A 25,664-nucleotide genomic window follows, 5' to 3' on the forward strand; every position below is an offset into this window, starting at 1 on the left:
TTCCTTTCTCATTCAAATATCTAAAATCTTGCCATTTGCAATTTTTCTGATATTTGACTTATCTACCATATCCAAAGACTTGGTGTTGGTAGCTGTAATAATTGTCTGATAGCCCGCTAGGTTTTCCAAAAGAAAATGAGATCTTTTTTCATCTAGCTCTGAGAAAACATCATCAAACAAAATGACAGATTTTTCACCTGTCACTTCCATAATTAGTTTTACTTGGGCAAGTTTTATATTTAAAATTGCAGACCTTTGCTGGCCTTGGGAGCCAAAATTTTTGATGAGTCTATCATTGATTGTAATATCAATATCATCCTTATGAATCCCCCTTTGGGTAGTCATATATCTAAGGTCATCATTTCTTGCACTTACAAATTTTTGATAATAATCTTCCAATGAATCAGCATTTATATCTGGATTGTAAATTAGTCTTAAATCCTCCTTGCCTGCTGAAAGTTTGCTGTGATAGTCATTTGCAAATTGGTCGATTATTTTTATAAATTTGGCCCTGCGTTTAAAAATTTTAAAGCCGTATTTAACAAGCCCCTTATCAAAGGCATCCAATTGCTGATTAAAATAAGGAGAATTTTGCTTTTTCAAAAGTTTATTTCTTTGGTAAATTAATTTTTCATACTCTTTTTTGCTATTTTTGTAGGCAAAATCAATGGATATTATGATTTCATCTATCAAATCACGCCTAAGATTTGGTCCTTCTTTTATAATTAGCAAATCTTCTGGAGTAAATAAAACCAAAGAAAAAAGTGCCTTTAAATCTTTGTTCCTCTCATATTTTACTCCATTTACGCAAATTTTCTTTTCCCCATCCTCAATATCTATTAAAACCTTTTTAAAATACCTGTCTTTTCTTATTAGTCCCTTTAAATGCATACGGTCTTTACCAAAGCTAATTATGTCCCTATCACGTATTTTTTTAAAGGATGTGGCATTGGCTAGGTAATATAAGGATTCTAGAAGATTAGTCTTGCCTTGGGCATTGTCTCCCAAAAAAATATATATACCATCATTAAAATTTACATTCTCATTTTGATAATTTCTAAAATTTTTAACTTCTATTTCGCTTATCCACATTATATGATTGTTATGCTAATATTATCAAAAATAACCCTATCGCCCTTGTATAATTTTTTGCCAGGAATAAAGCAAGGCTCATCGTTAAGAAGGACTCCTTCTTCTTTTATGATTAGCTTAGAAAGGCCACCTGAATGGACTAATTGTGTAGCCTTTAGTAGGTCTTTTAGGGTTATCATTTCAGCTTCAAATTCTAAATTTTCCATAAAATTTCTTTCTTTTTTAATTTGCTAGTCTAACTGGCAATACAAGGTAGGTGAATTCTTCATCTTCATATTTGCTATCTACTGGATAAATTAGGCAAGGATTTAATGAAGATTTGAAGGTTAATTTTATATTGTCAGACTCATTTGCCTTTACACCCTCTTGCATGTAGCGAGCGTTAAAGGCTATGTCTAGATCTTCACCATTTTGTTCAGTTTCTACAACTTCTTTTACATCTCCCACTTCTGAGTTTGATTTGATAACCATGTGGTTTTCAGCAATTTCTATCCTAATTAGATTTGCTTTTCCTGGATCAGAAAGTACTTGGGCACGGTCAAGGGCACGAGCTAGGCTGTCCCTACTTAATATAACTGATGTATCAGAAATATCATTTATAATATTTCTGTAGTCTATAAAGTTTTTGTCAATTACTTTGCAATACATAGTAGTCGATTCACTTTTAAATACTATGTCATTTTCATTTTTGAAAATGTAAGTTGTATTATCATCAGAAATTATCCTAGACCACTCCATAAGAGATCTTTTTGGGATAATAAACTCGCTATCTTCAAAGGAAGAAGGATAGTCAATTTTATTTTTCTTAAGCGCCACCCTATAACCATCAAGGGCTACCATATTTAGATAATTTTCCTTTAATTCAAATAAAATTCCTGTTAGGGCAAGTTTTGTTTCATCTATGCTAGTTGCAAATTCTGTTTGTAGAATAGATCTTTTTAATTTATCATTGGCAATTTCTATTGGCTCAGAATCTGGCAATGACAAGTCTTGTTTTTCAAAATATTCAAAGGCTATTAGATTAAAGTTTGAGTTTTGGCTTTTGATATTTATTTTACCATCTTTAATTTCGATTTTTACCGTATCATTTGGCAATTTTCTAATGATACCTGAAAATAGATTTGCCTTTACTGCCATTTCACCTTCTTCTTTTACTAGGGCTGGGATAGAAGTTAAAATTGTAATTTCTCCATCAAAAGCAGTCAGTAAGAGTCTATCATCTTTTGCCTCAAAGTATATTAATTCATGAATTTGAATATTGGTATTTTTGCTTACTGCCTTACTTGCTATGTTGATAGCATTCATTAGCTCATTTTGTTTTACTTCAATTTTCATAAAGTGCTCCTCATATAACTATATATATTTAGTAGTATTAGTAGTAGGGGGTGTATATATGTGGATAAGTATAATTGATGTTTATAATATGCCAAAATTTTTCCAAAATCACTTAAGGAAAAGTCTTGGATAACTTTTGTCTTTATCCACATATCCTTTTTCATAGATTGTTAAAATATAAATTTTAACTTATCCACAATGATATCCACCAAGATATACACATTTTACTCTGTAATTGCTTTTTTTAGACTTTCTATCTCATCCTTAAAATCAGGATCTAGGGCCATCTCATCTTTTACTTTATCAATCCCATGCATGACTGTGGTGTGGTCACGTTCAAAGGCATTTGATATTGTAACTAAACTATCATCTAGGATGTCGCGGGCAAGATACATTGAAATATGTCTTGGACGAACTAAATCTTTTTTCCTGGATTTTCCTTTTATATCAGAAACTTTTATATTATATTTCTCGCCCACAAATCTTTGTATATCCTCTATACTTACGTGTTTTTTCTTATTTAAACTCCTGGTATTGACGCCCTTTTTGGCATCATCCATATTTATAGTATTTCTATTATCACCCTTAGCATAGGCTATGGCTGTTGATAAGGCTCCTTCTAGGTCTCTGATATTTGTATCAATATTTTCTGCTATATAGGTTAAAATTTCATTATCTATATAGGCACCTAGTTCATCAGATTTTTTTTGAAGGATTGCAACACGGGTTTCAAAATCTGGTTTGCCAATATCTACTGTAATTCCCCATGAAAATCTGGATAATAATCTGTCTTCCAAGTCCTTTATTTCAAGGGGTGGTCGATCAGATGATAGGACGATTTGCTTATCAGCATAGTAGAGGTCATTGAAGGTGTGGAATAACTCTGTTTGTGTACCTTCTTTGTTAGATAAAAACTGAATATCATCTATTAATAGTATGTCAGCTGACCTGTACTTATCTCTAAATTCTTGGTTTAGGTTTTGGTTTTTATTTTTGCTAGATGGTTGTATACTAGCAATCAATTCATTTGTAAAGCGTTCACTAGAAATATACATAACATATAAGTCATCGCGTTCTTCTAAAATCTTATGAGCTATAGCCTGCATCAAGTGAGTTTTTCCTAGCCCTGATTCCCCATATATAAAAAGAGGATTATAAATTTTGGTAGGATTGTCATTTATAATATTTTGGGTAACTGCACTTGCAATGGCGTGGGCATATTGGTTTGACTTACCTTGAACAAAATTTTCAAAGGTATAATTGCGGTCAAGAATAGGTTTTGGAAACTTATTTACTTCCTTTAAACGCATTTGCCCATTGGCCTCATAATTTTTGCCCATTTCCATTACCCTATTGTAGCTATCGCTATCTTTGGCAATAACCACAATCCTAAGATCAAAATCATTTTCTTTATTTATATTATCTAGGGCCTCTTGAAGGGCTGGAGTCCATATCTTTTCGTAAACAAACATCATTTCTGATTTTGGAATCTCAAGATAAAGGGTGTTTTCGTATAGATTTAAGGGTTTTAGTATATCTATCCATGTATCATATTGCGATTGGTCGGCAATATTCATTTTCATTTCATTTTTTAATTCATCTGTAATGTATTCTAAACTAATCATTACCATGCCTTTCATAAGAAAATCTATCCACATAGTCAAAAGCCTATATTTCAAATTTTAACTAGGATTTTGATACTTATCCACCAATGTGGATTAAATTGTGGATAAGTCTATGTTTATAAAAATTTTCCTTACAATTTGGGGATTTATTATAAAAACCATCATAAAATATTTTTATTTTTAAAACTTTTCCACATAAAAACATTTCATGAAAAGGGATTTTTATCTTTTCCCAAGTCTTTTACACCTGAAATTATACTACAAATTAGAGGATTTGACAACTTATCCACAGGCCATTGATAAGTTTTGGGAAAACTATTATTAAATTTTAAATTCAACTTTTAAAATATGTGCATATGTGGATAAGTCTGTGTATTTATTAAATTTATTTATATTATTTTTCTCTTTATCCCAAGATTATGGGATAAGTAATTTTTTACAATCACTATTGCTCATATTTATCCAAGTAAAATTTGTGTTTAAAAGCTGTGCATAAAAATTTTTCCAAAAATCTTATCCACAATGAAATTTTATCAGCTATTTTAAGGGTTTTTAGTATATTTATAAATTTTATTATGCAAATCTTATTCATCTACCCATTTTTTTATGTAAAATTGCTAAATAATCTTGACAGATTGCCCCTTTATTCATATAATAGTATGAGTCTAAAATTATAAGTAGGAGGTGTTAGTATGAAAAGAACCTATCAACCAAATAGAAGAAAAAGAGCAAAAGATCACGGTTTTAGAAAAAGAATGTCTTCTCCAGGTGGAAGAAGAGTACTTAAAGCTCGCCGCAAAAAAAATAGAAAAAGATTATCTGCTTAATATAGTAGATAGTAATCCTAGCTTTTAAGCACAGCTTATTAGAAATTTAGGACGTAGATGGAAAAGCGACTTAGTTTAAGAAAAGATACTGACTTTCAAAGAGTTTACAGAAAAAGTGATGCTTTTTATAACAGAGACTTTACTATATTGATTAAAAAAAATGGTCTAAACCATCCTAGATTTGGCTTTTCTATTAGCAAAAAAATTGGCAAGGCCAACCAGCGTAATGCCTTAAAAAGAAAATTGCGCGATATAGTAAGGATAAATTACAATAAGCTCAATGGTGTTGATATTGTAATTATCCCAAAAAAACATGTTACATCTTATGATTACCAGGCCTTAAAAAAGACTTTTGGCCATGTTATGAGCATTGCTTTTAAAAAGAATAAGATTTTTTATGTTAAATAAAATTTTTATAAAAATGATAAATTTTTACAAGACTTACATTTCTCCACAATTAGGCTTTGGAAAATGCAAATATTATCCTTCCTGCTCAACATATGCAGTTGAGTGTTTTACTAAATATGGATTTTTTAAAGCATTTTTTATGTCTTTGTGGAGAATTTTAAGATGTAATCCTTTTTCCAAGGGCGGATACGACCCTGTTAAATAATCCAATTAGTCCTACACACGAGAATTTATTAGAAAAATGGAGAGTATATGATAAATTTTTTAGCTTCCTTATTAGGTCAACTAATGAGGTGGATTTACGATTCACTTAGCTCTAGCCAAGTTGAACCTAGTAATATAAGTTTTTATGCAATTTCAATTATCCTTATGACCCTGCTTGTCAGCCTTATTATCATCCCTGTTACAGTTTCCCAACAAAAGACAGCAGAAAATACCCAAAAGATTAAACCTAAAATGGATGAAATAAAGAAAAAATATTCTTATGATCCTCAAATTATGCAACAAAAAATGCAAGAGCTTTATAAGGAAGAAAATGTAAATCCAGGTCTATCTTCATGTCTTATTATGATTATCCAACTTTTAATCATCTTTGCCTTATTTAGAGTTATGCAGGATACAACCAAATTCGTATTCCCTGAAGGCATTGAAGGAATAAGAAAAGATTTTTACTGGATAGGTGACCTTACTCAAAAAGATCCATATTGGTTTGGTTTGCCACTTGCAACAAGTGTTTCTCAAATTTTAGTGCAATTATTTTCAATGAAAACCAACCCACAAATGGCTGAAGGGCCAATGGCAAGCATGAATAAAACTTTTTTAATGATGCCAATCTTATATTTCTTTATGTTTAGAGGTCTACCAGCAGGTCTACCTTTATATTACACAATGAGTTCTTTAATTAGACTCATAATCATGGTTATAATGCATTATACAATCAAAAAACCTAATCAAGTTCACACAAACGAGGTAAAAAATGAGAAAGTCAATAATAAAACAAGCAAAAACAAAAGATGAGGCTATTAGAAAAGCTCTAGCAGAAATTGGTAAATCAAGATCTGAAGTAGAAATTGAAATCATAGAAGAAGGATCAGCTGGATTTTTAGGCTTAGGAAGCAAGGATGCAGTTGTCCGCATCAGCTTTGATGAAGATATCAATGAAGCTATGATAGATTTAGAAAATGAAATCAGATACGATTCTCTAAAATCTGGCGAATTTGACAAAGAATACAATATCAAAGACCGCAGCAAATACTACGAAGATGAAGCCCGTGCCAATTATGAAAGCCAAGAAGATTATGAATCAGAAAATGATTCCTATGAAATTTATGAAAAAGAAGGCAGGGACTTTGAAGCAAGCATCCATCAAATAACATATGATGACGAAAATTATGGCGAATACGAAAGACTTCAAAAGATAAATTCTTACCAAGAAAATTCAAAGGGTCATAAAAGCGAAAATGTGGATTTGACCAAAGAATTAGATGAGAGAATAAGCAAAATTGACAATAACGAAAACTATGAAGCCCATGTAGTTGACCCTTGGGAAAATGAAAGCAAAGAAGAAAAAAGCTTTGAAAATATAGACTTTGACCAAGAAAATAAAGAAATTTCAGACCAAGAAAACTACAAGGTCATAAGTAAGTCATCAAAAATAACATTTGAATCAAATCCAGAAGTAGACCTTGAAAACTCTGAAGAAGATTTAAAAGATGAAGAAAAAAAAGAAAAATCATCTGATTTGGCAGAAGACTTTAAAGTAGAAGCAAAACCAACTATTGCCCAAGAAAAACAACAAACAGACATAGAAAAATTTTATAAGGCCAAAGAATTTTTAGAAAATATCCTAAAAGAAATGCACTTTGAAAACCCAAGTGTATACGGCAACCTAGAAGGTTCTATCATAAAACTTGATGCAAAAGTTGCTGAAGAAGACACTGGAATAGCAATTGGAAAAGGTGGAGCAACCCTAGATGCAATTGAACTTTTAGTTAGAAAATCCATCGACTCAAGAGCAAATAACCTAAGAGTAAATGTAGATATCAATAACTACAAAAAACGCAGGGACGAAAAAATTGTAGAACTTGCAGCAGATACAGCAAGAAAAGTTCAAAGAAGCAAAAAACCTTGGAACTTAAAATACATGAATTCCTACGAAAGAAGATTAGCCCACGAAGAAATCAGCAAATATCCAAATATAACAAGCCACTCAGAAGGCATGGAACCAAAAAGATATATAGTTGTTGACTATGTGGATGATAGCGAAGAATAAAAAAGGCAGTCATATTGACTGCTTTTTTTGTTTAAAAAATAAATGTCTCGGTACTTTGATATATAAGATAGTTAATATTAATTAATATTTTACAAAAAATATTGTATAAAATTGTGGACATTTTAACAGTAACTTGATATTATATAAATGTAAACGATATTTTTAGGAGGTTAAATATGGATTTTTACCAAGAAGCAAAACAATTTGCTAAAGAACACATCGAGCCATACACTCGTAGTAGTGATGAGGAAAGCAGATTCCCTGTAGAATCTTTTGAAGAAATGGGAAAAGCAGGATACTTTAAGCTCTTAATCCCAGAAGAAATGGGTGGACTAGGAAAAACAGCTGTTGAACACCAACAAGCAGTAATGGCTTTTGCTGAAAGTAACCCAACAGCAGGGCTTTGCTATATGATGCATAACGTAGCTTTAATGACAGTTTTAAATGAAGGAAATGAAGAACTTAAAAAACGTGTTGTAAATGATATTATTGAAAATAACGTTTTTATGGCACTTGCTTATTCTGAATTTGGAACAGGAACTCACTTTTATATTCCAGAAGTAAAAGTAGAAAAGAAAGAAAACGGCGAATATGTATTTAATGGTGTTAAATCCATGGTAACAAGTGCAACACATGCAAGCTATTACTTAATTTTAACCCCATCAACTGAAAAAGAAGGAGATATAAATAACTGGCTAGTACCAATTGACAGTGAAGGTTTAGAATTTAAAATGGAACATTGGAAAGGCATTGGCATGAGGGGAAATGTTTCTTGCCCAATGCAAATAAACGGTGTAACTCTTCCAGAAGAAAATCGTATTGGTGAAGAAGGTTCTGGAGAAGCTCAAGTATTTAATATAGTAGCTCCATACTTCATTTTAGGTCTGGCTAGCGTTTATACAGGACTTAACTTAAGACTTTCAAATGTTACAAATGACTATGCCTTAAATAGAAAATATCCAGATGGATCAAATCTTGCTAACATCGAAACAGTACAAGTTCACCTTGCAAAAATTTATTCTAATGCTTTAAGCTCAAAAGCTATAACAGAGCTTGCAGCAAGATCATTGGTTGATGGTGAAGAAGATGCTGTAGCAAAAATTATTGCAGCAAGAGTTTGTGCAATTGAAAGAGCAATCGAATCATCTAATCTTGCAATGAGAGTAGGTGGCGGAAAAACCTATAATAGAATGTCAGAAATAGAAAGACTAATGAGAGATGCCTATGCAGGACAAATCATGGCTCCATCATTAGATATTTTAAATGTTTGGCTAGGAAGAGCTATTACAGGCCAACCATTACTTTAATACTTAATCAAAAAGGAAGGTTTTTTAATGAATAAATTAAAAGTTGGAGCTGTTATTTATGCTCCAAGAGTTACTGTAATTTGGGAAATGATTGAAAAATTCTATAAGGAAAACGGAGCAGAGATAGAGCCGGTTTTCTTTAAGGACTATAAACTCCAAGTAGATGCACTTGTAAATGGAGATATTGATGTAGCTTGGAACTCCCCACTTGCCCAACTTGATGCAAGACTTAGACTTGATGAAAAAGAAAAAATTGCTTGCATGAGAGATACTGACAGAGACCGTCAAACATATCTAGTAGTTAAAAAGGATAAATTTAATGATATAGCTGACCTTAAGGGTAAAACAATAGGTTTTGGTGCTATAGACTCTCCCCAAGCAAGACTTATACCAATCTATCACTTGCACAAAAATGGCCTAGAATTTGAAAAAGATTATGAAGAAAAAAGATTTAATATAGGTGTGGGACTACACGGTGATCACGTTGGTGGTGAACTAGATAGTATGAAAGCCTTATTAAATGATGAAGTAGATGCAAGTTTTTGCCTAGATTTAAACTATGATGCTTGGGTTGCTGATGGAACAATTGATAAAAATGAAGTAGAAATTTTATCAAAAACAGATTACTTTGACCACTGCATCTTTACCTTTAACCCAGAAGTAGCTGATGAAGACATTAAAGAATTTGATGACATCATGTTTAAAATGGATTATAACAAAAAAGAAGATAAGGAAATCATGGACCTAGAAGGCCTTACAGAGTGGATGCCAGGTAGACGCGAAGGTTTTGAACAAATTACAAAGGCAAATGAATATCTAGGAAACTTTATCGAAGGTTTTAATAGTGAAAACTAATTTATTTAAAACATCTCTTATAGGGTCTATGCCAAGAGGCCATGAAATATTAATGGCCCGTAGGAAACTTAGCGCAGGCTTAATAGATCAAGAAACTTACGAAAAATTAGTAGATGAGAAAACAAAAGAAGTAGTAAAACTTCAAGAAGATTTAGATATAGATATAATAACAAGTGGAGAAATAGGACGTGATAACTATGTATCATTTATATCTGAAAAACTTGGTGGAGTTTCTCAAATGTCTATGGCAGAAATGCTAGATTATGTGGATGACAAAAGAGAATTTGAAAATATCTTAAATACCCTAGATGTCCCAGCTTCTTCTATAAAAAATGCAATTTGTACGGGTAAAGTAGAATACACAGGCGATATAGTAGCAAGTGAACTTAAAAAATTAAAATCTTTTACCGATAGACCTGTAAAAATCACCCTACCAGGTCCATACCTTGTAACCCGTAGTATGTGGCTACCAAATGTCAGCTCAAATTACTATGATAGTAAGGAAGACTTGGGTGAAGATATAATAAAAATCTTTAAAAAAGAGATAGCAAAATTACAAGGAATAGGTGTTGATGTCATCCAATTTGATGAGCCAGTTCTAACAGAGATAGTTTTTACAGAAGGTAGGCCAAGGACCTTTATGTGTGCTTCCCTATCCCAAAGAAAAGATCCGACAGAAGAATTAGAATTTGCAACTCATCTTATAAAAAGTGTTATGGATGGCATAGATAGTGAAAAATCTATAGCCTCCATGCACGTTTGCAGGGGCAATTGGAGCAAGGATGAAAGTATCTTACTTGAAGGCCCTTATACACCACTTCTTGATTTATTTTCTGATATAAATGCAGATTTGCTGGCCCTAGAGTTTTCCACACCAAGGGCAGGAGAGTTAAAATCTCTCTTAGCAGATGAAAGAATAAAAAACAAGTTAATTTTAGGGCTTGGAGTTCTAAATCCTAGATTTGATGAAAAAGAAGATGTAGATGTAATCTACAATAGAGCCAAGGAAGCTTTAACTTACATTGATAAAGAAAATCTATGGCTAAATCCTGATTGTGGCTTTGCAACATTTTCTAATAGGCCTGTAAATGAATACGAGAATATAAAAGCCAAAGTGGGATCTATGGTAGAAGCAAGGGATAGATTGAGAGCTGACTATGAATGATGATATAAATTATTTTTCCAAATCATTTAGGGCGGTGGTCTTTGATGAAGATGTTAAAGTTTATAATGAAAAAACATCCACAAGTGTCGACCAAGCCATATCCTTTGATTCGGAAAAAGATGAATTTACGTCTATAGATTTATTTGTATCATCAATTGTTTCAGAGATTTTGCTAACCATGATGAAAGTAGCAAAAAAACGTGGGGAAATTCTCCAAGATATAGAAGCTAAGGCGGACTTAGAAATCTCAAATCCCATGTATTTATTAAATGTAATAGGTTATGAAGATCCAGGTTTGATAGAAAAACTAGAAGTAGATGTTTACTTCTTCTCTTTTTTAGAAGGAGAAAAACTGGACGAATTTTTAGATGAAGTTTTAAAAAGGACTTTAATTTATAATACCTTTAAGGATAAGGTTAAAGTTAATTTTAAAACAGTTTTATAATAAAAAGCAGTCATTACTGACTGCTTTTTTTAATTTTTGTTAAGCTTGATAATGAAGTAAGGATTTATGTGTTATTTGATTACTTATTATCAACAAATGTTGACTTTTACTAATTTTCTACTATAATCTTTATGTTAATAACCACTAGTCAAAGTAGTGGATACAATCGTACTATGAAAGGAAAATTTTATGAGTGAAGCTACTATTGCAGCTATTTCTACTCCAACAGGTACTGGTGGTATATCCATTGTTAGGATGAGTGGGGATAAAAGCAAAGAAATAATTGATCAAATATTTGAGCCTATCCACGGTGGGCCAATAGATATTAAAAAAGATAATCGCAGGATGCGCTATGGTAATATCGTCGATGGGAATGAAATTATCGATGAAGTTATGGTAAATTTTATGGCAGGTCCTGGGACCTATACTAGAGAAGACATAGTAGAGGTTAATTGCCATGGTTCTTTTATATCTGTAAAAAAGATTTTAAATCTTCTTTTAGATAAGGGTGCAGTTCTGGCTGAGCCTGGTGAATTTACTAAACGTGCTTTTTTAAATGGTCGTATAGACTTATCTCAGGCAGAAGCTGTTTTAGATATTATAAATTCTACAAATGATTTGTCCCAAGCCCAAGGGATTAACCAATTAAATGGGTCTTTGAGAAATGAAATTGAAGCAATTCGTAAGTCTCTTTTAGAAGCTCTTTCTAGGTTAGAATATTCTATAAACTTCACAGAAGATGGCGAGGACCTATCTCCTGATGAAATTATAAAATATATGGACCAGGCTAAGACTAGGATTGATAAGCTTTTAAATACTTCTAACAAAGGGAAAATTATCAGAGAAGGTATCAATACTACAATTTTAGGAAAACCAAATGTGGGTAAGTCTTCCCTACTTAATGCCCTATTAAAAGAAAATCGTGCCATTGTTACAGACATCCCTGGCACAACCCGTGATTTGATTAGTGAATATATCAATCTAGGTTCATTTACCCTAAAGATAAATGATACAGCAGGTATCCGCGATACTGATGATATTGTTGAAAAAATCGGTGTGGATAAGTCAATAGAAATTTCAAAATCTTCTGATTTAATCATTGCCTTATTCGATACGTCAAGAGAATTTGATAAGGAAGATCAAAAAATCCTTGACCTAATCGAGGGAAAAAATTCTATCATTATCTTAAATAAAACTGACCTAGACCAAAAATTTGATAGGGCAATTTTTGATAATATTGACTTGCCTATTATAGAAACATCTATGACAGAAAATATTGGTATCGATAAATTAGAAGAGACAATTACAGAAATTTTTGATACAAGCGAAATTAATCGTGAGTCCATTTTAATTACAAATACCCGCCACGAAAGATTATTAAATCAAGCTGGCAAAAAACTTGATGACTCGCTTACTGACATTAAAATGGGCATACCCCTTGATGCAGTAGAGGTAGATTTACGTGGGTCCTATGATGATTTGGGACTTATAATTGGTGAGTCAGTTTCAGATGAAATAATGGATAAGGTCTTTAAGGAGTTTTGCGTTGGAAAATAATAAATATATACACGATAGTTATGATGTCGTAGTCATCGGTGCAGGCCATGCAGGTTGTGAAGCAGGACTTGCTGCCGCAAGACTTGGCATGAAAACTTTAATATTAACTACATCCTTGGAATCAATAGCAGATATGCCTTGTAATCCAAACATCGGAGGAACAGGAAAAGGTCACTTGGTGCGTGAACTAGACGCCTTGGGAGGAGAAATGGCAAAGGTGATTGATAAAACATTTATCCAATCTCGTATGCTAAATACTTCCAAAGGACCAGCTGTACACTCACTACGTGTTCAAGCTGATAAAAGAAAATATCATGAAGAGATGAAAAAGGTTTTGGAAAATGAGCCAAATCTTGACATCTTTGAGCAAGAAGTAGATAAGATAAATTATGAGGATGGAAAAATTGTTTCATGTGAAACAATCGAGGGAGCAATCTTTCCTTGCAAGGCTGTCATAGTTTGTACAGGTACCTACTTAAACGGAAAAATTCTTATGGGAGATTTTGAAAAAGTTTCCGGTCCTCATGGTTTATCAGCTGCAACCTACCTTTCTGATTCTTTAGAAGAAATGGGATTTTTCTTACGTCGTTTCAAAACTGGGACGCCCGCAAGAATTGACCGTAAGACTATAGATTTTACAAAAACTGAAGTTCAAGCTGGGGATGCGGAAATAGTACCATTTTCTTTTGAAAATGAGGGTAAAGATTTCTCAGGCCACAAGCAATACGATTGCTATCTGACCTACACCACCCTTGCTACAAAAGAAATCATAATGGCAAACATAGACCGCTCCCCTATCTATGGTGGAAAAGTTGATGGTATTGGTCCAAGATATTGCCCATCTATAGAAGATAAAATGATTCGTTTTGAAGATCGTAATATCCACCAAGTTTTTCTTGAACCAGAATCCTTATCTACTGATGAGATTTATGTCCAAGGAGTATCATCTTCCCTACCTCAAGAAGTGCAAATGGATTTTTATAAAACCATTAAGGGTCTGGAAAATGCAAAAATTATGCGTCCAGCCTATGCTATTGAATACGATATGATTGATACAAGGGAATTAAATCTAACTTTAGAATCCAAGACCTATTCTGGTTTATATTTTGCTGGACAAATAAATGGATCATCTGGTTATGAAGAAGCAGCTGGCCAAGGTCTTATAGCAGGTATAAATGCAGCCTTAAAAATAAAAGGAGAAGATCCATTTATCTTAGATAGGTCAGATGCTTATATAGGAGTTTTAATTGATGACCTTGTTACTGAGGGTACAAATGAACCTTATAGGATGATGACTTCTCGTTGCGAGTACCGCCTAACCATGCGCCAAGATAATGCTGACCAAAGGTTAACTGAAAAAGCATACAAAATTGGACTGGCAAGTGAAGAAAGATACCAAAAAATGGTTGATAAGTATAAGGCCATAAATGATGAAAAAGAAAGACTTAAAAATATTATTCTAACTCCAACAGATGAAACGAATCAAAAATTAGCTTCAATTGGTACCAACCCAATTTTAACTGGAGTTAGCCTATATAGTCTTATCAAACGTCCAGAACTTGACTATGAATCAGTAGCAATTTTTGATAAGGATAGACCAAAGCTTCCAAAATTTCAACAAATCCAAGTTCAAACTGAAATCAAATATGAAGGCTATATAGCAAAACAAATGGCTGACATAGATAAGTTTAAAAAACTGGAAAATAAAAAATTGCCAGCAGACTTTGACTACAATAGCATTGATGGTCTAAAAAAAGAAGCAGCTGCAAAATTAAACGAAATAAAACCATCATCAGTTGGCCAAGCAAGCAGGATTTCTGGAGTAACACCAGCTGATATAAATGTACTTTTAATTAGACTTAAGACAGGAGAAGTAAGTGGACAAAAATAAAATGTATGAAATTTATAGCGATTATCTAATCGAGGTAAATTCTCACACAAATCTAACAAGTATAACAGATCCAGAAGAGATAAAAATTAAACACTTTGAAGATTCACTTTCAGTTCTTCCTTATATAAAAGAAGGAAATAAGGTCTTGGATATAGGAGCAGGTGCAGGATTTCCTGGTATCCCCCTTCGTATCGAAAAAAACTTTGACCTAACCCTAGTCGATAGTGTAAATAAAAAAGTGAATTTTATGAATGAAGTAATTGATAAATTAGACTTATCTAATGCCCGTGCTATCCACACCAGAGCAGAAGATTTTGCAAAAGAAAATCGAGAATCCTTTGATGTAGTAGTAAGCCGTGCAGTTGCAAATATGTCAACTCTTTCTGAATTGTGTTTACCATTTTTAAAAGTTGGCGGAATCTTTATTGCACTTAAGGGTCCAAAAGCTGATGAAGAATTGGAAGCAGCCCAAAATGCAATAAAAATTTTGGGCGGTAAAGTTAAAGATATCGAAAGATTTAAAATTGATGACAATGACAGGGTAAATATTATCGTAGAAAAAATCCATCCGACCAAAAAAAAATATCCACGCGGCAAAAACCAAGCAAAGAAGAATCCCCTTTAGGATTTTTCTTTTTGTTTTTATGAATAGTTATATGGGTAATATAAAAATAAAAGGAGTAGCCATGAAAAAGTTTTTTAAATTTTTATTAGTAGCCATCCTTGTAGTTGGATTTTGGCTAGGCATGGATTTTGTTTCTATACGCTTGCTCGGCCTTATATCTGGTATCCCTCTTAGCGACAACAAAGCTTTGCTAGAATATGCTGTAGCAAATATTCATTTTAAATTAGCCTTGCAATGGATAATCACAATTGCTTTATTATTTATTTTTTTCAATTTACGTGAAAAAAGACTTTCAACTAGTCAAAAGCCTTACTTGAAAAATAAAGGTTTTTTAACTGATTCTTGGAAAATGGTCATAGTAGGTTGGGGCTATGCTTTTTTTGGTTTACTTTTAACAGGAATTTTATTAAACATATTAGCTGGCAACCCTATAAATTTTGAGACCCTTCACCCAGTAAATGTGTTTGATGAACTTGTTTTAAGTGATGTGATTTTATTTTTCGTATGCATGGCTGTCTTAGTTCCTCTTGGTGAGGAATTATATTTTAGAGGTGTTTTATTTAGAGAAAGTAATTTACTCTATAAGCTGGGGCCAGCAATGATTTTATCATCACTTATATTTGGAATAATCCACTTTAATATTGGACAAAGCATCAATGCATTTTTCCTAGGATTAACCCTATCCTATGTTTACTACAAAAGAGCAAATATCACAGATGCAATTATCGTCCACGTGGTAAACAACTTTATTGCACTTTTTGTAAATATAAATATAATAACTTATTATATAGCTTTTATAGGTGGCTTGATCTGCTTTATATTTGCTATCAAAATTTTAAGAGACATGAAACATAATAGCGTTAATAAGTTTGATGTTTCACGTGAAACAATAAAGGATAGGTAATGAAAAAAGTTTTGCAATTTTTGGGCATAGGATTTTTGGCTATGCTCTTTGTTTATGGAACGGAATTAATTTCTTCTATTATATTGGCAGCTATGATTAGCTCATCAAATCCTAGTGGATCTGAAGCCAGTATATTAACAGATGTAATTAAATACCAGGTTGTTGTTGGCCAACTTTTAAGATTAATATTAATATGGCTAGGATTTAAAATTTTCAAAAAAGCCCAGCCTAATAGATTTCAAAACCCTATAAAAAACCGAGGTTTTTTACCTGATTCGTGGAAGATGGTGATAATTGGTCTTGGAGTTGCTGGCTTTGGAAATATAATAATTTCTTTGATTTTAACCCTAGCAGGCGATAATCAGATGGTAAATGATATCTTAAATCAATTCAACCAAGCCTTTCAGGCAAATACAAGTTTTGATATATTAATTATGTTCTTAGGAGTGGTTATACTTGCTCCTATTTGTGAGGAGATTATTTTTAGGGGAATTGTTTTTGAAAAATTTAATCAAATATATTCCCTAAAAACTGCAATTATTTTAAATGGTTTGTTATTTGGAATTTACCATTTGAATATCCTCCAAGGAATAAATACATTTTTTATGGGTATGGTCTTAGCCTATGTATATTACTATAGAAGAAATATAACAGACGCTATACTTGTACACTTGGTAAATAATTTACTGGCACTGGGCTTATCTTTATATCAAGATGTTGCCAGTCTAGTAATGATTATTTGTTTGATCTGTATAATAATAGGGATAAAATTTTTAATAGGTTTTAAAAAAGAAGTTAATGTAAATAGAGTTGAATAAGTATTATATATATAGAAGGAAATAAATGAGAGCACAAATTTTTTCAATCGGTACGGAGATTTTATTAGGTAATATTGTCGATACCAATTCCCAATTCATAGCCCGAAGGCTAATGGAGTTTGGTATCGACTTATACAAAATGGAAACTATTGGTGATAATCCCAAAAGACTTTTTGATGCCTTTAAGGCTTGTGATGGTGAAGTTGATTATGTAATCACAAGTGGAGGTTTAGGTCCAACTCCTGATGATATTACAAAAGAAATGGCAATTAAGGTTTGCGAAATAGAAAATGAAGTAGAGCTTGATCAAAAATCATTCCATGCTTTGCTTTCTTTTTTTAATGGAGATGAAGAATCTGCTCAATCCAACATTAAACAAGCCATGTTTCCCAAATCTGCCATTATTTTAGAAAACACAGTAGGAACTGCTCCTGGTTGTATATTAACTAGTAAAAAGGGAACAAAATATATTTTAATGCCAGGCCCACCAAATGAAATGAAAAATATGTTTAATGAAGAAGTTGTTAAATATATCACCAAAGAAGCGATAATAGAATCCAAAATTGCAAAATTTGGTCTTTTAGGTGAATGGGACATGGCAAGAAGAATTGACTTAGATAGGACTGAACCAACCATAAGTCCATATATAACTGATGAAGGACCCATACTGAGGATAACAGCCAAGGCAGATAATAAAAGTGAAGTGCAAAGACAATTACAAATTGGAGTTGATTTAATAAATAAAAAGCTAAGTCCATATGTAATAACAACCGAAGATATAAGAAAAGAAGAAGTATTAATCAATTTGCTTAGGGATAGATCAGAAAAAGTGTCTACTGCTGAATCCATAACTGGTGGATTAATTGCATCATCTATAATTGACATTCCAGGCGCTTCAGATGTTATAGACCAAGCTTATGTTACTTATGCAGATGAAGTAAAAGAAAAGATATTAAATGTTTCACGTGAAACAATAAAAGAGTACAGTGTAGTAAGTGAAGAAGTTTTAATACAAATGCTAGACGGTTTATATGAAAGAACTAAGGCTAATTTATGTCTAGCAACCACCGGCTATGCCCATACGGGCCAAGTGTGGATTGGTATAATGTATAATGGTAAAAAATATACAAAACTCTTACAATTAAATGGAGATAGAAATCGAGTAAGGCTCAGAGCAAAAATAAAAATTATAGATATAGCCATACTTGTAATGAGAGGTGAATATGAGAATAATATCAGTATTTAATCAAAAAGGAGGAGTTGGAAAGACAACCACAGTTGTAAACTTGGCTGTTGCCTTAAATTACTTGGATAAAAAAGTCCTAGTAATTGACATCGACCCACAGTCAAATACTACAACTGGTTTAGGACTTGATAAGTACAATATTGAAAACTCCTTATACGAATTATTTTACGCTAGCGAAGAAAATCCCGAACTAAATCACGAAGATGTTTCAGAAACAGAGGATGAAGTAGATAATTCTACAGAAAATGAAGAGTTAGAAGTAGAAAACGAAGAAGATACTAAAGAAGTTTTAATTGAAGAAAATCCTATTAATATAGAAGACTATATAACAAAAACAAAATCAGGGGTTGATATAATACCTTCTGAGTCTGCCTTATCAGGTTTAGAAGTAGAATTAGTTGACCTAGATCCCCTAGAACGTACCCGTCAATTAAAAAACTTGCTTGGATTGATAGATGAAGATAAATATGATTTTATACTAATTGATTGTCCTCCTTCTCTTGGACTGCTTTCCATAAATGCTCTTGTGGCAAGTAATTCAATTATCATACCTATTCAAACCGAGTATTATGCCCTAGAAGGGGTAAGTGAGCTTATGAATACATATAATATGGTCAAACAACAATTGAATGAGGATTTAGAAATAGAAGGCGTTTTATTATCTATGTTTGACAAAAGAGCGGTCTTATCATATGAAGTTGTTGAAGAAGTTAAAGCTTATTTTAAAACAAATGTATTTAAGGTAATGATTCCTAGAAATCCTCGTTTGGCTGAAGCACCTAGCCACGGTTTATCAACTATCGAATACGATTCAAAATCGCAAGGTTCTGTTGCATATATTGCCCTTGCAAATGAAATAATAAATAATGAAGAAAATAGAAAGGGAGAATAGATGTCAAATAAGAGAACCCTTGGACGTGGATTGAATTCCCTGATTCCAGAAGTAAATAAAAAAGAAGAAAAAAATACAAATTATTCTTTAAATAAAGCCTACGACAATGAAATAAAAAAAGAATTAGAAACAATTGAAAATGTAAATCCTACTGACAAGATAGAAAAAATTGCCTTAGACAAAATCAAAGCACGCACTAACCAACCCCGTAAGCACTTTGATGATGATGCTATAAATGATCTTGCAGCATCTATAAAAGAATATGGCTTGCTAAATCCAATCGTAGTTTCAAAAGTTAATGACAATTATGAAATTATTGCAGGTGAAAGAAGATTTAGGGCAAGCAAAATTGCAGGTCTAAAAGAAATTGATGCTATTATCCGTGATTATGGTAAAAAGGATGTAGAAATACTATCTTTGGTAGAAAATGTCCAAAGGGAAGATTTAAAGGTTTTGGAAGAAGCAAATGCCTATAAAAAATTATCTGAAGACCACAATATGACCCAAGAACAAATCGCAAAAACCATGGGAAAATCTAGGTCATATATAGCAAACACTCTAAGACTTTTAAATCTTACTGATGTTGAGAAAAAAGCCCTAGATGATGGCAAAATTTCTCCAAGTCAAGCTAGAACACTTTTATCAATAACTGACAATAACCAAAGAAGCCTTACCCTAAATGACTTTATAAATGGTAGAACAAATATCCGTAAGGTGGAAAAGAAAACTACTAAGACCAAAATATATGATGAAAAAGTAGACTCTAACAAAAAAACTTACGGGCCAAACATCGACCAAATCCTAGTAGAAGACCTAGAAGAAAAATTTATGGATGAAGTAGGATCTAAGGTAGCAATCAATAAAACAGGAAAATCATATAAGGTAACCTTTGATTGTTTTTCTATAGAAGAAATAGAAAACCTATATAATAGGATAAAAGATGAAACTAATTGATATGGATGTGGCTACCCTCATAAGTCAAAGTCGAAAAGCTGATGCAAATCCTGGTGGTGGTGCAATATTGATTCTAATATCAAATCTTGCTATAAATCTTTGCCTTATGATGGATAAGGATAATTTTGGAAACCTGAGTGAAAAAGCCAACGTTTCACGTGAAACATTACTCCATATATCCAAGCAGTACGAAAAATTTATGCAAGATGATGTAGATAATTTTAATGCTCTTATGGATAAGATAAAAAACAAAGAGGCAAAGGAAATTGATTATAAAAATGCAGCACTACCTCTTATTTCAATGGTGGATGGTAATTTGAAATCATTGGATGAAATAAGTTTTTTTCTAGAATATGGAAAAAAATCCACTCTTACCGACGGTCAAATTTCAAATGACTTGCTATATCAGGCAATATTATCTTCCTTTGCAACTATAAAAATAAATTTAGACCAAACAGATTTATCATATGATTTTGATGAAAAAACTAGGCTTGCAAAAAATCTATATCAAAAAAATCTAGACATTATTGAAAGAAGGAACAAATGACAGTAGTTTACGTATTATTAGGAATTTTGGCAATTCTTGTCGTAGTAGAATTTGCCATGATTCAGTCTATGAATAATAAATTAAGAAGGCAAAAAAATCGCTATGACCACCTCTTAAGAGGAACTAGCGAAGAGGTCAACCTTGAAGAATTACTTTTAAGATTAAATGACCAAATCGAATTATCAAACCAACAATTAAAATCAGTTGACCAAAGGTCGCTAGAGGCTAAGGACACAACCATGGGCTCCATTAGCAATATGTCCGTTGTTCATTTTAATGCCTTCGATGGGGATACAAGTGAACTATCATTTTGCCTTTGTTTGCTAGATAATTTCCATAATGGAATTATTTTAACTAGCATCTATGGCAAGGACGGATCCACTATTTATTTAAAAGAAATTTCAAATGGTCAAAGCCGTGGGGAAATTTCCCAACAAGAAGAAGCTGCCCTACAAAAGGCACGTGGCAAATAAAAATAATTTGATATTTGTAATTTTTTTGGGTATTAATATTAAAAAGACAATTGATTGAATTTAGGAGGAAAAATGAGCTCAACAATTTTAGAACAAGCTAGAAAAGCAGTAGAAGGTAAAGAATTATCAATAGTATTTCCAGAAGGAACAGACAAAAGAATATTAGAAGCAGCTATCCGCCACAATGAAGAAGGATTAATCAAACCAATCGTTTTAGGAAATAAAGAAGAAATTCAAAAGGCAGCTGACGAAAACGGACTAAATCTTGGTGATTTAGAAATTATCGACCCTGCAAATGATAGCCACTATGATGAGTTTGTAGAAAAATTTGTAGAACTTAGAAAAGGTAAAAATACAAGAGAAGATGCAGAAAAAATGCTTCAAAATACAAACTACTATGGTGTTATGATGGTTAAAACTGGCCTTGCAAATGGAATGGTATCAGGTGCTGTTGGAACAACAGGTGATACAATTAGACCAGCCCTACAACTTATCAAAACAAAACCAGGTGTTTCTAGAGTATCAGGTATTATGATTATGGTTGGAGAAAATGGAGAACAATACGTATTCTCTGATGTTGCTGTAAATATTACATTAGAAGCTCAAGAAATGGCAGAAGTTGCAGTAGAATCTGCTAACACAGCAAAATTATTTGGTATCGATCCAAAAGTAGCCCTACTATCATTCTCAACAAAGGGTTCTGCAAAACACGAACTAGTTGATAAAGTAGCAGAAGCTGCAAAAATCTCAAAAGAACTTGCTCCAGACCTTGCAATTGATGGTGAATTACAATTTGACGCTGCAATTGATCCTACAACAGCTAGCAAAAAAGCTCCTGATTCAAATGTAGCTGGACAAGCAAATGTATTTATTTTCCCAGACCTACAAGCAGGAAATATCGGATACAAAATTGCTCAAAGACTTGGTGGATTTAAAGCAATAGGACCTATCCTTCAAGGTTTAAATGCACCTGTTAATGACCTATCCCGTGGATGCTCAGCAGATGACGTTTACGAAACAGCAATAATTACAGCAAGCCAAGCAGCGGCTGAATAAATGAATGACCGAAACTAAACATTTATCTTAAAAGAGACAATCGAAAGATTGCCTCTTTTTTTTAAAAAATAAAAGGAGGCGCCTATATTTCTAGATTATACAAAAGAAAATACTAAGGCAGTTTTGCCCATAGTTGTTTTAGTTTTTGTCCTCAATTTTTTTGTAGGATTAGCAAGTGATTTGCTTATAAAATTTGTCCTAGGATCTTTTGGGGTCATCATAGGACTTTCAATTTTTCTATCAGGAGTTGACCTTTCTATTTCTAAAATTGGTTCTATGATGGGAGATTTTTTGGCAAGGTTTGATAAAATCATAAAAGTAGTTTTATTTGGTATTTTTATAGGATTTGTAATTTCAATGGCAGAACCAGACCTATTAATTTTGGCCAATCAAATTACCCAAGCCATTGGACTTTCACCGTGGCTTATAGTTGCAATTATTTCTATAGGAGTGGGAATAATGATTGCAATGGGTCTTTTTAGGATTTTTAAAGAGATTTCAATTTCAAGATTAATGTGGATTGTATATTTACTTATTTTTGTCCTTATGTTCTTGGCAAATGACACAGGCCATGCCATTGCCTTTGATGCATCAGGAGCTACCACTGGAGCGATGACAACTCCATTTATAATTGCCCTTGGACTTGGTGTTGCAAATTTAAAGGGTGATTATAGCGAAGATAACTCCTTTGGCTTGGTAGGCATAGCTTCTACCGGCCCAATTATTGCAGGGCTTTTAATGAGTCTTTCAGTGGGAGAAAATAATTTTGAAATCCAAGCAGCAGACCATGGTTCAGCCCTCATAAGTGGACTAAAAAATGCAAGCTTTGCAATAGTGCCTATTGCCCTAGTTTTTATAATAATGAATGCTAAATATTTTAAGCTAGCAAAATACGAGTTAACAGAAATTTTACTTGGTTTGCTATATACTTATATGGGTCTAATAGTATTTTTGACCTCAGTTGAGGCTGGATTTATGGAGCTTGCCAGAGTGTTGGGCGAAGGTCTTAGGGAATCCAAATTTTTACCCCTAATAGGATTTGTAATGGGACTGGTTGTAGTTCTCGCAGAACCAGCCGTTGCCGTATTATCTGAGCAGGTTGAGGATGTAACCGGTGGTTCCATAAAAAGAAAAAGTATTTTAAGGGCCTTATCAATTGGAGTTGCAAGTGCAGTTATGCTTGCAATTATTAGGATAAATTCACAAAATTTTGCCCTTTGGATGGTTATTGTCCCAGGATTTTTGATTTCACTATTGCTATCACTTAAAATTCCGCAAATTTTTGTAGGGATTGCATTTGACTCAGGAGGAGTAGCATCAGGACCTATGACTGCGACATTTATCTTGGCCTTTTGCCAGGGAGTGGCAGGCAATGTAGCAGATGGTTTTGGAGTAATTTCTTTTGTAGCTATGATGCCAGTTCTTACAATAATGATCTTGGGCTACCTTTATAAGAAAGGAAGTAGATAATGCAGTTTTTAAGAGTAATTTTGCCAAGAGGTCTTGGCAGCGATTTTATGAAAGTTTTACAAGATGATGGGGCAAAGGCAATTTCTTGCATGTATGGCTATGGATCAGCTACAGATGCGATTTCAAATATGCTTCATGTAGATAAAATAAGAAAAGAAATTGTAATGGCCATTTTGGATGATGAAAGTGTAAAAAAAATACTTGATGAATTAAGTGAAAAGTTGGATAAAACCAATACAGGTATAGCATTTACATCGCCACTTGATTATAAAGGAGAAGATGATTTGAATTTTGATATAGATTATGTAGCGCTTTATGTAATTGTAGACCGCCATGAAGGTCAAAAAGCAGTCCACATTGCCCAAGAAAATGGTGCAAGGGGTGCTACACTCGTTCACGGACGTGGTTCTGCAAAAGAAGTAAAGTCAATTTTACTAAATATGAATATAGAGCCTGAAAAAGATATTGTAATCATGCTTGTTAAAAAAGACCTAGTAGAAAAAATTCGCGATGCCATATATGATCAAATGAATTTAATAGAAGAAAATAAGGGTATAATATACTCACTACCAGTTATGGAAGTAAGAGGTTTAGTCGAACAAAACTAAATTTCAACTCTTAACAGCAGGAAAAACCTTAATATAAAATTTCCTGCAAATACATAAGAAAAATAAAGGAGAAAAAAATGCGTGAATTAGATACATTAGGATTTAGAGATGAAGTTGAAGCTGGCAAGGGACTTTGCCTGGTAGATTTTAATGCAACATGGTGTGGACCATGCAAAATGCAAAAGCCAGTTTTAGAAGAATTAGCAAGTGAAGTAGATTATCCAATCTATGGAGTAGATGTTGATGAGGCAGAAGAAATTGCTAGCCAATATAATGTAAATGCAGTTCCAAGCCTAATGATTTTTAAAGATGGTAAGTTACAAGAAACTCTTGTAGGTTTTCAATCAAGAGATGTCCTAGAACAAGCAATGGGAAAATATTTATAATGAGATATAATTTAGCAGTAATAGGCGCGGGTCCAGCAGGACTTAGCGCCGCTGTTAATGCTAGCATAAGAAATAAAAGCGTAATAGTATTTGGATTAGATTCGCCGGCCATATCTAAAACTGAGGGGATTAAAAATTATCTGGGTTTTGGAACCATAAGTGGAGCAGAATTAAATGAAAATTTCAAAAAAACTCTTGAAGGTCATGATATAGAAAAATCCACAGAAAAAGTCCAACAAATCTATGCCATGGGAGATTACTTTGCCATAATCCTAAAGGGAGATAAGATGATCGAAGCTACATCTGTAATTGTAGCAACAGGTATAGAACTTAAAAAAGATTTGATCGGCGAAGACAAATTTTTTGGCAAGGGCGTTTCATATTGTGCCACCTGCGATGCAAGTTTTTATAAGGGAAAAAAAGTTGTCTTAATCGGCTACAACGAAGAATCAGTCGAGGAAGCAAATTATACATCTGAAGTAGTTGATAAACTTATTTATGTAAATATGTATAAGGAAAATCCTGAACTTAACGATGATATTGAAGTTATAAATGGAGAAATTCCGGTAGAATTTGTGGGAGAAAACAATCCAACCACCCTTAAATTTAAATCTGGCAAGGAAATAGAAGCAGACGGATTTTTTATAATCAGAGACTCTTCAAAACCAGAAAGACTTGTTCCATCTATAAAAACTGATGCTGAGCATATAATAATTGATAATAATTGCCGAACAAATATCCGCGGACTTTACGCTGCAGGAGACATAGCAGGCAGACCATATCAAATAAATAAGGCGGCAGGCCAAGGACAAGTTGCAGCCCTTGATGCAGCAAAATACATTACTTTAGTAGAAAGTGGTAAGTTTTCCAAGGAAATGTGGTAAAATTTATATTTTAAGGCCTAAC

General features: G+C 32.9%; 28 protein-coding genes. 24 read left to right on the forward strand and 4 right to left on the reverse strand.

Going from position 1 to position 25,664, the window contains the following annotated elements:
- Positions 1 to 12: 12 nt before the first annotated feature.
- The 4 genes from recF to dnaA form a co-directional block, all read right to left on the reverse strand.
- A complete protein-coding gene (recF, locus tag OC526_RS00410) occupies positions 13 to 1,092 on the reverse strand; it encodes a DNA replication/repair protein RecF (protein ID WP_262121165.1) in 1,080 nt (359 codons plus the stop codon).
- Positions 1,092 to 1,298, reverse strand: coding sequence for an RNA-binding S4 domain-containing protein (locus OC526_RS00415; protein ID WP_262121167.1), 207 nt, complete (start codon positions 1,296 to 1,298; stop codon positions 1,092 to 1,094). Before OC526_RS00415 ends, recF begins: the two co-directional genes overlap by 1 nt.
- Positions 1,299 to 1,314: 16 nt before the next feature.
- On the reverse strand, positions 1,315 to 2,427 hold the full coding sequence (gene dnaN / locus OC526_RS00420) for a DNA polymerase III subunit beta (RefSeq protein ID WP_262121169.1): 1,113 nt from the start codon (positions 2,425 to 2,427) through the stop codon (positions 1,315 to 1,317).
- Between the two features lie 224 nt (positions 2,428 to 2,651).
- On the reverse strand, positions 2,652 to 4,085 hold the full coding sequence (gene dnaA, locus OC526_RS00425) for a chromosomal replication initiator protein DnaA (protein ID WP_316043761.1): 1,434 nt from the start codon (positions 4,083 to 4,085) through the stop codon (positions 2,652 to 2,654).
- Positions 4,086 to 4,744: 659 nt separating this feature from the next.
- Between dnaA and rpmH the strand changes: the two genes are divergently transcribed.
- From rpmH to OC526_RS00545, 24 genes are all read left to right on the forward strand, one after another.
- A complete protein-coding gene (gene rpmH, locus OC526_RS00430) occupies positions 4,745 to 4,879 on the forward strand; it encodes a 50S ribosomal protein L34 (RefSeq protein ID WP_019191371.1) in 135 nt (44 codons plus the stop codon).
- Positions 4,880 to 4,936: 57 nt separating this feature from the next.
- A complete protein-coding gene (gene rnpA / locus OC526_RS00435; RefSeq protein ID WP_262121173.1) occupies positions 4,937 to 5,287 on the forward strand; it encodes a ribonuclease P protein component in 351 nt (116 codons plus the stop codon).
- The gene (yidD, locus tag OC526_RS00440) at positions 5,277 to 5,492 is read left to right on the forward strand and encodes a membrane protein insertion efficiency factor YidD (RefSeq protein WP_262121175.1); all 216 of its coding nucleotides are present in this window, start codon (positions 5,277 to 5,279) and stop codon (positions 5,490 to 5,492) included. The genes rnpA and yidD overlap by 11 nt, the downstream gene beginning before the upstream one ends.
- A 47-nt stretch (positions 5,493 to 5,539) precedes the next feature.
- Entirely contained in the window at positions 5,540 to 6,304 is a 765-nt protein-coding gene (locus OC526_RS00445) for a YidC/Oxa1 family membrane protein insertase (RefSeq protein ID WP_262121177.1), read from the forward strand.
- Positions 6,264 to 7,559, forward strand: coding sequence for an RNA-binding cell elongation regulator Jag/EloR (gene jag / locus OC526_RS00450; protein ID WP_262121179.1), 1,296 nt, complete (start codon positions 6,264 to 6,266; stop codon positions 7,557 to 7,559). The genes OC526_RS00445 and jag overlap by 41 nt, the downstream gene beginning before the upstream one ends.
- Positions 7,560 to 7,735: 176 nt before the next feature.
- Positions 7,736 to 8,866, forward strand: a complete 1,131-nt coding sequence (locus tag OC526_RS00455) for an acyl-CoA dehydrogenase family protein (RefSeq protein ID WP_262121181.1) — start codon at positions 7,736 to 7,738, stop codon at positions 8,864 to 8,866.
- 27 nt (positions 8,867 to 8,893) lie between these two features.
- Positions 8,894 to 9,721, forward strand: a complete 828-nt coding sequence (locus OC526_RS00460; RefSeq protein WP_262121183.1) for a phosphate/phosphite/phosphonate ABC transporter substrate-binding protein — start codon at positions 8,894 to 8,896, stop codon at positions 9,719 to 9,721.
- Complete coding sequence (locus OC526_RS00465; protein WP_262121185.1) at positions 9,711 to 10,886, forward strand: cobalamin-independent methionine synthase II family protein; 1,176 nt, start codon at positions 9,711 to 9,713, stop codon at positions 10,884 to 10,886. The genes OC526_RS00460 and OC526_RS00465 overlap by 11 nt, the downstream gene beginning before the upstream one ends.
- Positions 10,879 to 11,331: an OsmC family protein gene (locus OC526_RS00470; protein ID WP_262121186.1), complete on the forward strand. Its 453-nt coding sequence runs from the start codon at positions 10,879 to 10,881 to the stop codon at positions 11,329 to 11,331. The genes OC526_RS00465 and OC526_RS00470 overlap by 8 nt, the downstream gene beginning before the upstream one ends.
- 189 nt (positions 11,332 to 11,520) lie before the next feature.
- Positions 11,521 to 12,888, forward strand: a complete 1,368-nt coding sequence (gene mnmE, locus OC526_RS00475) for a tRNA uridine-5-carboxymethylaminomethyl(34) synthesis GTPase MnmE (RefSeq protein ID WP_262121188.1) — start codon at positions 11,521 to 11,523, stop codon at positions 12,886 to 12,888.
- Positions 12,878 to 14,779 carry a tRNA uridine-5-carboxymethylaminomethyl(34) synthesis enzyme MnmG gene (gene mnmG, locus OC526_RS00480; protein WP_262121190.1) on the forward strand — a complete coding sequence of 634 codons (1,902 nt, stop codon included), beginning with the start codon at positions 12,878 to 12,880 and terminating at the stop codon, positions 14,777 to 14,779. The genes mnmE and mnmG overlap by 11 nt, the downstream gene beginning before the upstream one ends.
- 1 nt (position 14,780) lies before the next feature.
- The gene (rsmG, locus tag OC526_RS00485) at positions 14,781 to 15,404 is read left to right on the forward strand and encodes a 16S rRNA (guanine(527)-N(7))-methyltransferase RsmG (protein ID WP_262121956.1); all 624 of its coding nucleotides are present in this window, start codon (positions 14,781 to 14,783) and stop codon (positions 15,402 to 15,404) included.
- A gap of 61 nt (positions 15,405 to 15,465) precedes the next feature.
- Complete coding sequence (locus OC526_RS00490; protein WP_262121192.1) at positions 15,466 to 16,308, forward strand: CPBP family intramembrane glutamic endopeptidase; 843 nt, start codon at positions 15,466 to 15,468, stop codon at positions 16,306 to 16,308.
- Positions 16,308 to 17,126, forward strand: a complete 819-nt coding sequence (locus tag OC526_RS00495) for a CPBP family intramembrane glutamic endopeptidase (protein ID WP_262121194.1) — start codon at positions 16,308 to 16,310, stop codon at positions 17,124 to 17,126. Before OC526_RS00490 ends, OC526_RS00495 begins: the two co-directional genes overlap by 1 nt.
- Before the next feature lie 25 nt (positions 17,127 to 17,151).
- Complete coding sequence (locus tag OC526_RS00500) at positions 17,152 to 18,372, forward strand: nicotinamide-nucleotide amidohydrolase family protein (RefSeq protein ID WP_262121196.1); 1,221 nt, start codon at positions 17,152 to 17,154, stop codon at positions 18,370 to 18,372.
- Complete coding sequence (locus OC526_RS00505) at positions 18,350 to 19,264, forward strand: ParA family protein (RefSeq protein WP_262121198.1); 915 nt, start codon at positions 18,350 to 18,352, stop codon at positions 19,262 to 19,264. The genes OC526_RS00500 and OC526_RS00505 overlap by 23 nt, the downstream gene beginning before the upstream one ends.
- A complete protein-coding gene (locus OC526_RS00510) occupies positions 19,265 to 20,218 on the forward strand; it encodes a ParB/RepB/Spo0J family partition protein (protein WP_262121200.1) in 954 nt (317 codons plus the stop codon). It abuts the gene before it with no gap.
- Positions 20,205 to 20,765: a cyclodeaminase/cyclohydrolase family protein gene (locus OC526_RS00515; RefSeq protein ID WP_262121203.1), complete on the forward strand. Its 561-nt coding sequence runs from the start codon at positions 20,205 to 20,207 to the stop codon at positions 20,763 to 20,765. The genes OC526_RS00510 and OC526_RS00515 overlap by 14 nt, the downstream gene beginning before the upstream one ends.
- A complete protein-coding gene (locus OC526_RS00520) occupies positions 20,762 to 21,238 on the forward strand; it encodes a DUF4446 family protein (RefSeq protein ID WP_262121205.1) in 477 nt (158 codons plus the stop codon). The genes OC526_RS00515 and OC526_RS00520 overlap by 4 nt, the downstream gene beginning before the upstream one ends.
- Positions 21,239 to 21,310: 72 nt before the next feature.
- The gene (pta, locus tag OC526_RS00525) at positions 21,311 to 22,294 is read left to right on the forward strand and encodes a phosphate acetyltransferase (RefSeq protein ID WP_262121207.1); all 984 of its coding nucleotides are present in this window, start codon (positions 21,311 to 21,313) and stop codon (positions 22,292 to 22,294) included.
- 123 nt (positions 22,295 to 22,417) lie between these two features.
- A complete protein-coding gene (locus tag OC526_RS00530) occupies positions 22,418 to 23,764 on the forward strand; it encodes a DUF1538 domain-containing protein (RefSeq protein WP_262121209.1) in 1,347 nt (448 codons plus the stop codon).
- Positions 23,764 to 24,372 carry a transcriptional regulator gene (locus OC526_RS00535; RefSeq protein WP_262121211.1) on the forward strand — a complete coding sequence of 203 codons (609 nt, stop codon included), beginning with the start codon at positions 23,764 to 23,766 and terminating at the stop codon, positions 24,370 to 24,372. Before OC526_RS00530 ends, OC526_RS00535 begins: the two co-directional genes overlap by 1 nt.
- A 77-nt stretch (positions 24,373 to 24,449) precedes the next feature.
- Positions 24,450 to 24,758 (forward strand): thioredoxin family protein, encoded by a 309-nt coding sequence (locus OC526_RS00540; RefSeq protein ID WP_262121213.1) that lies wholly within the window; start codon positions 24,450 to 24,452, stop codon positions 24,756 to 24,758.
- Positions 24,758 to 25,642: an NAD(P)/FAD-dependent oxidoreductase gene (locus OC526_RS00545; RefSeq protein WP_262121215.1), complete on the forward strand. Its 885-nt coding sequence runs from the start codon at positions 24,758 to 24,760 to the stop codon at positions 25,640 to 25,642. The genes OC526_RS00540 and OC526_RS00545 overlap by 1 nt, the downstream gene beginning before the upstream one ends.
- Positions 25,643 to 25,664: the final 22 nt, after the last annotated feature.

The organism is Anaerococcus sp. Marseille-Q5996 (assembly GCF_946893725.1).
GTDB lineage: Bacteria > Bacillota > Clostridia > Tissierellales > Peptoniphilaceae > Anaerococcus > Anaerococcus martiniensis.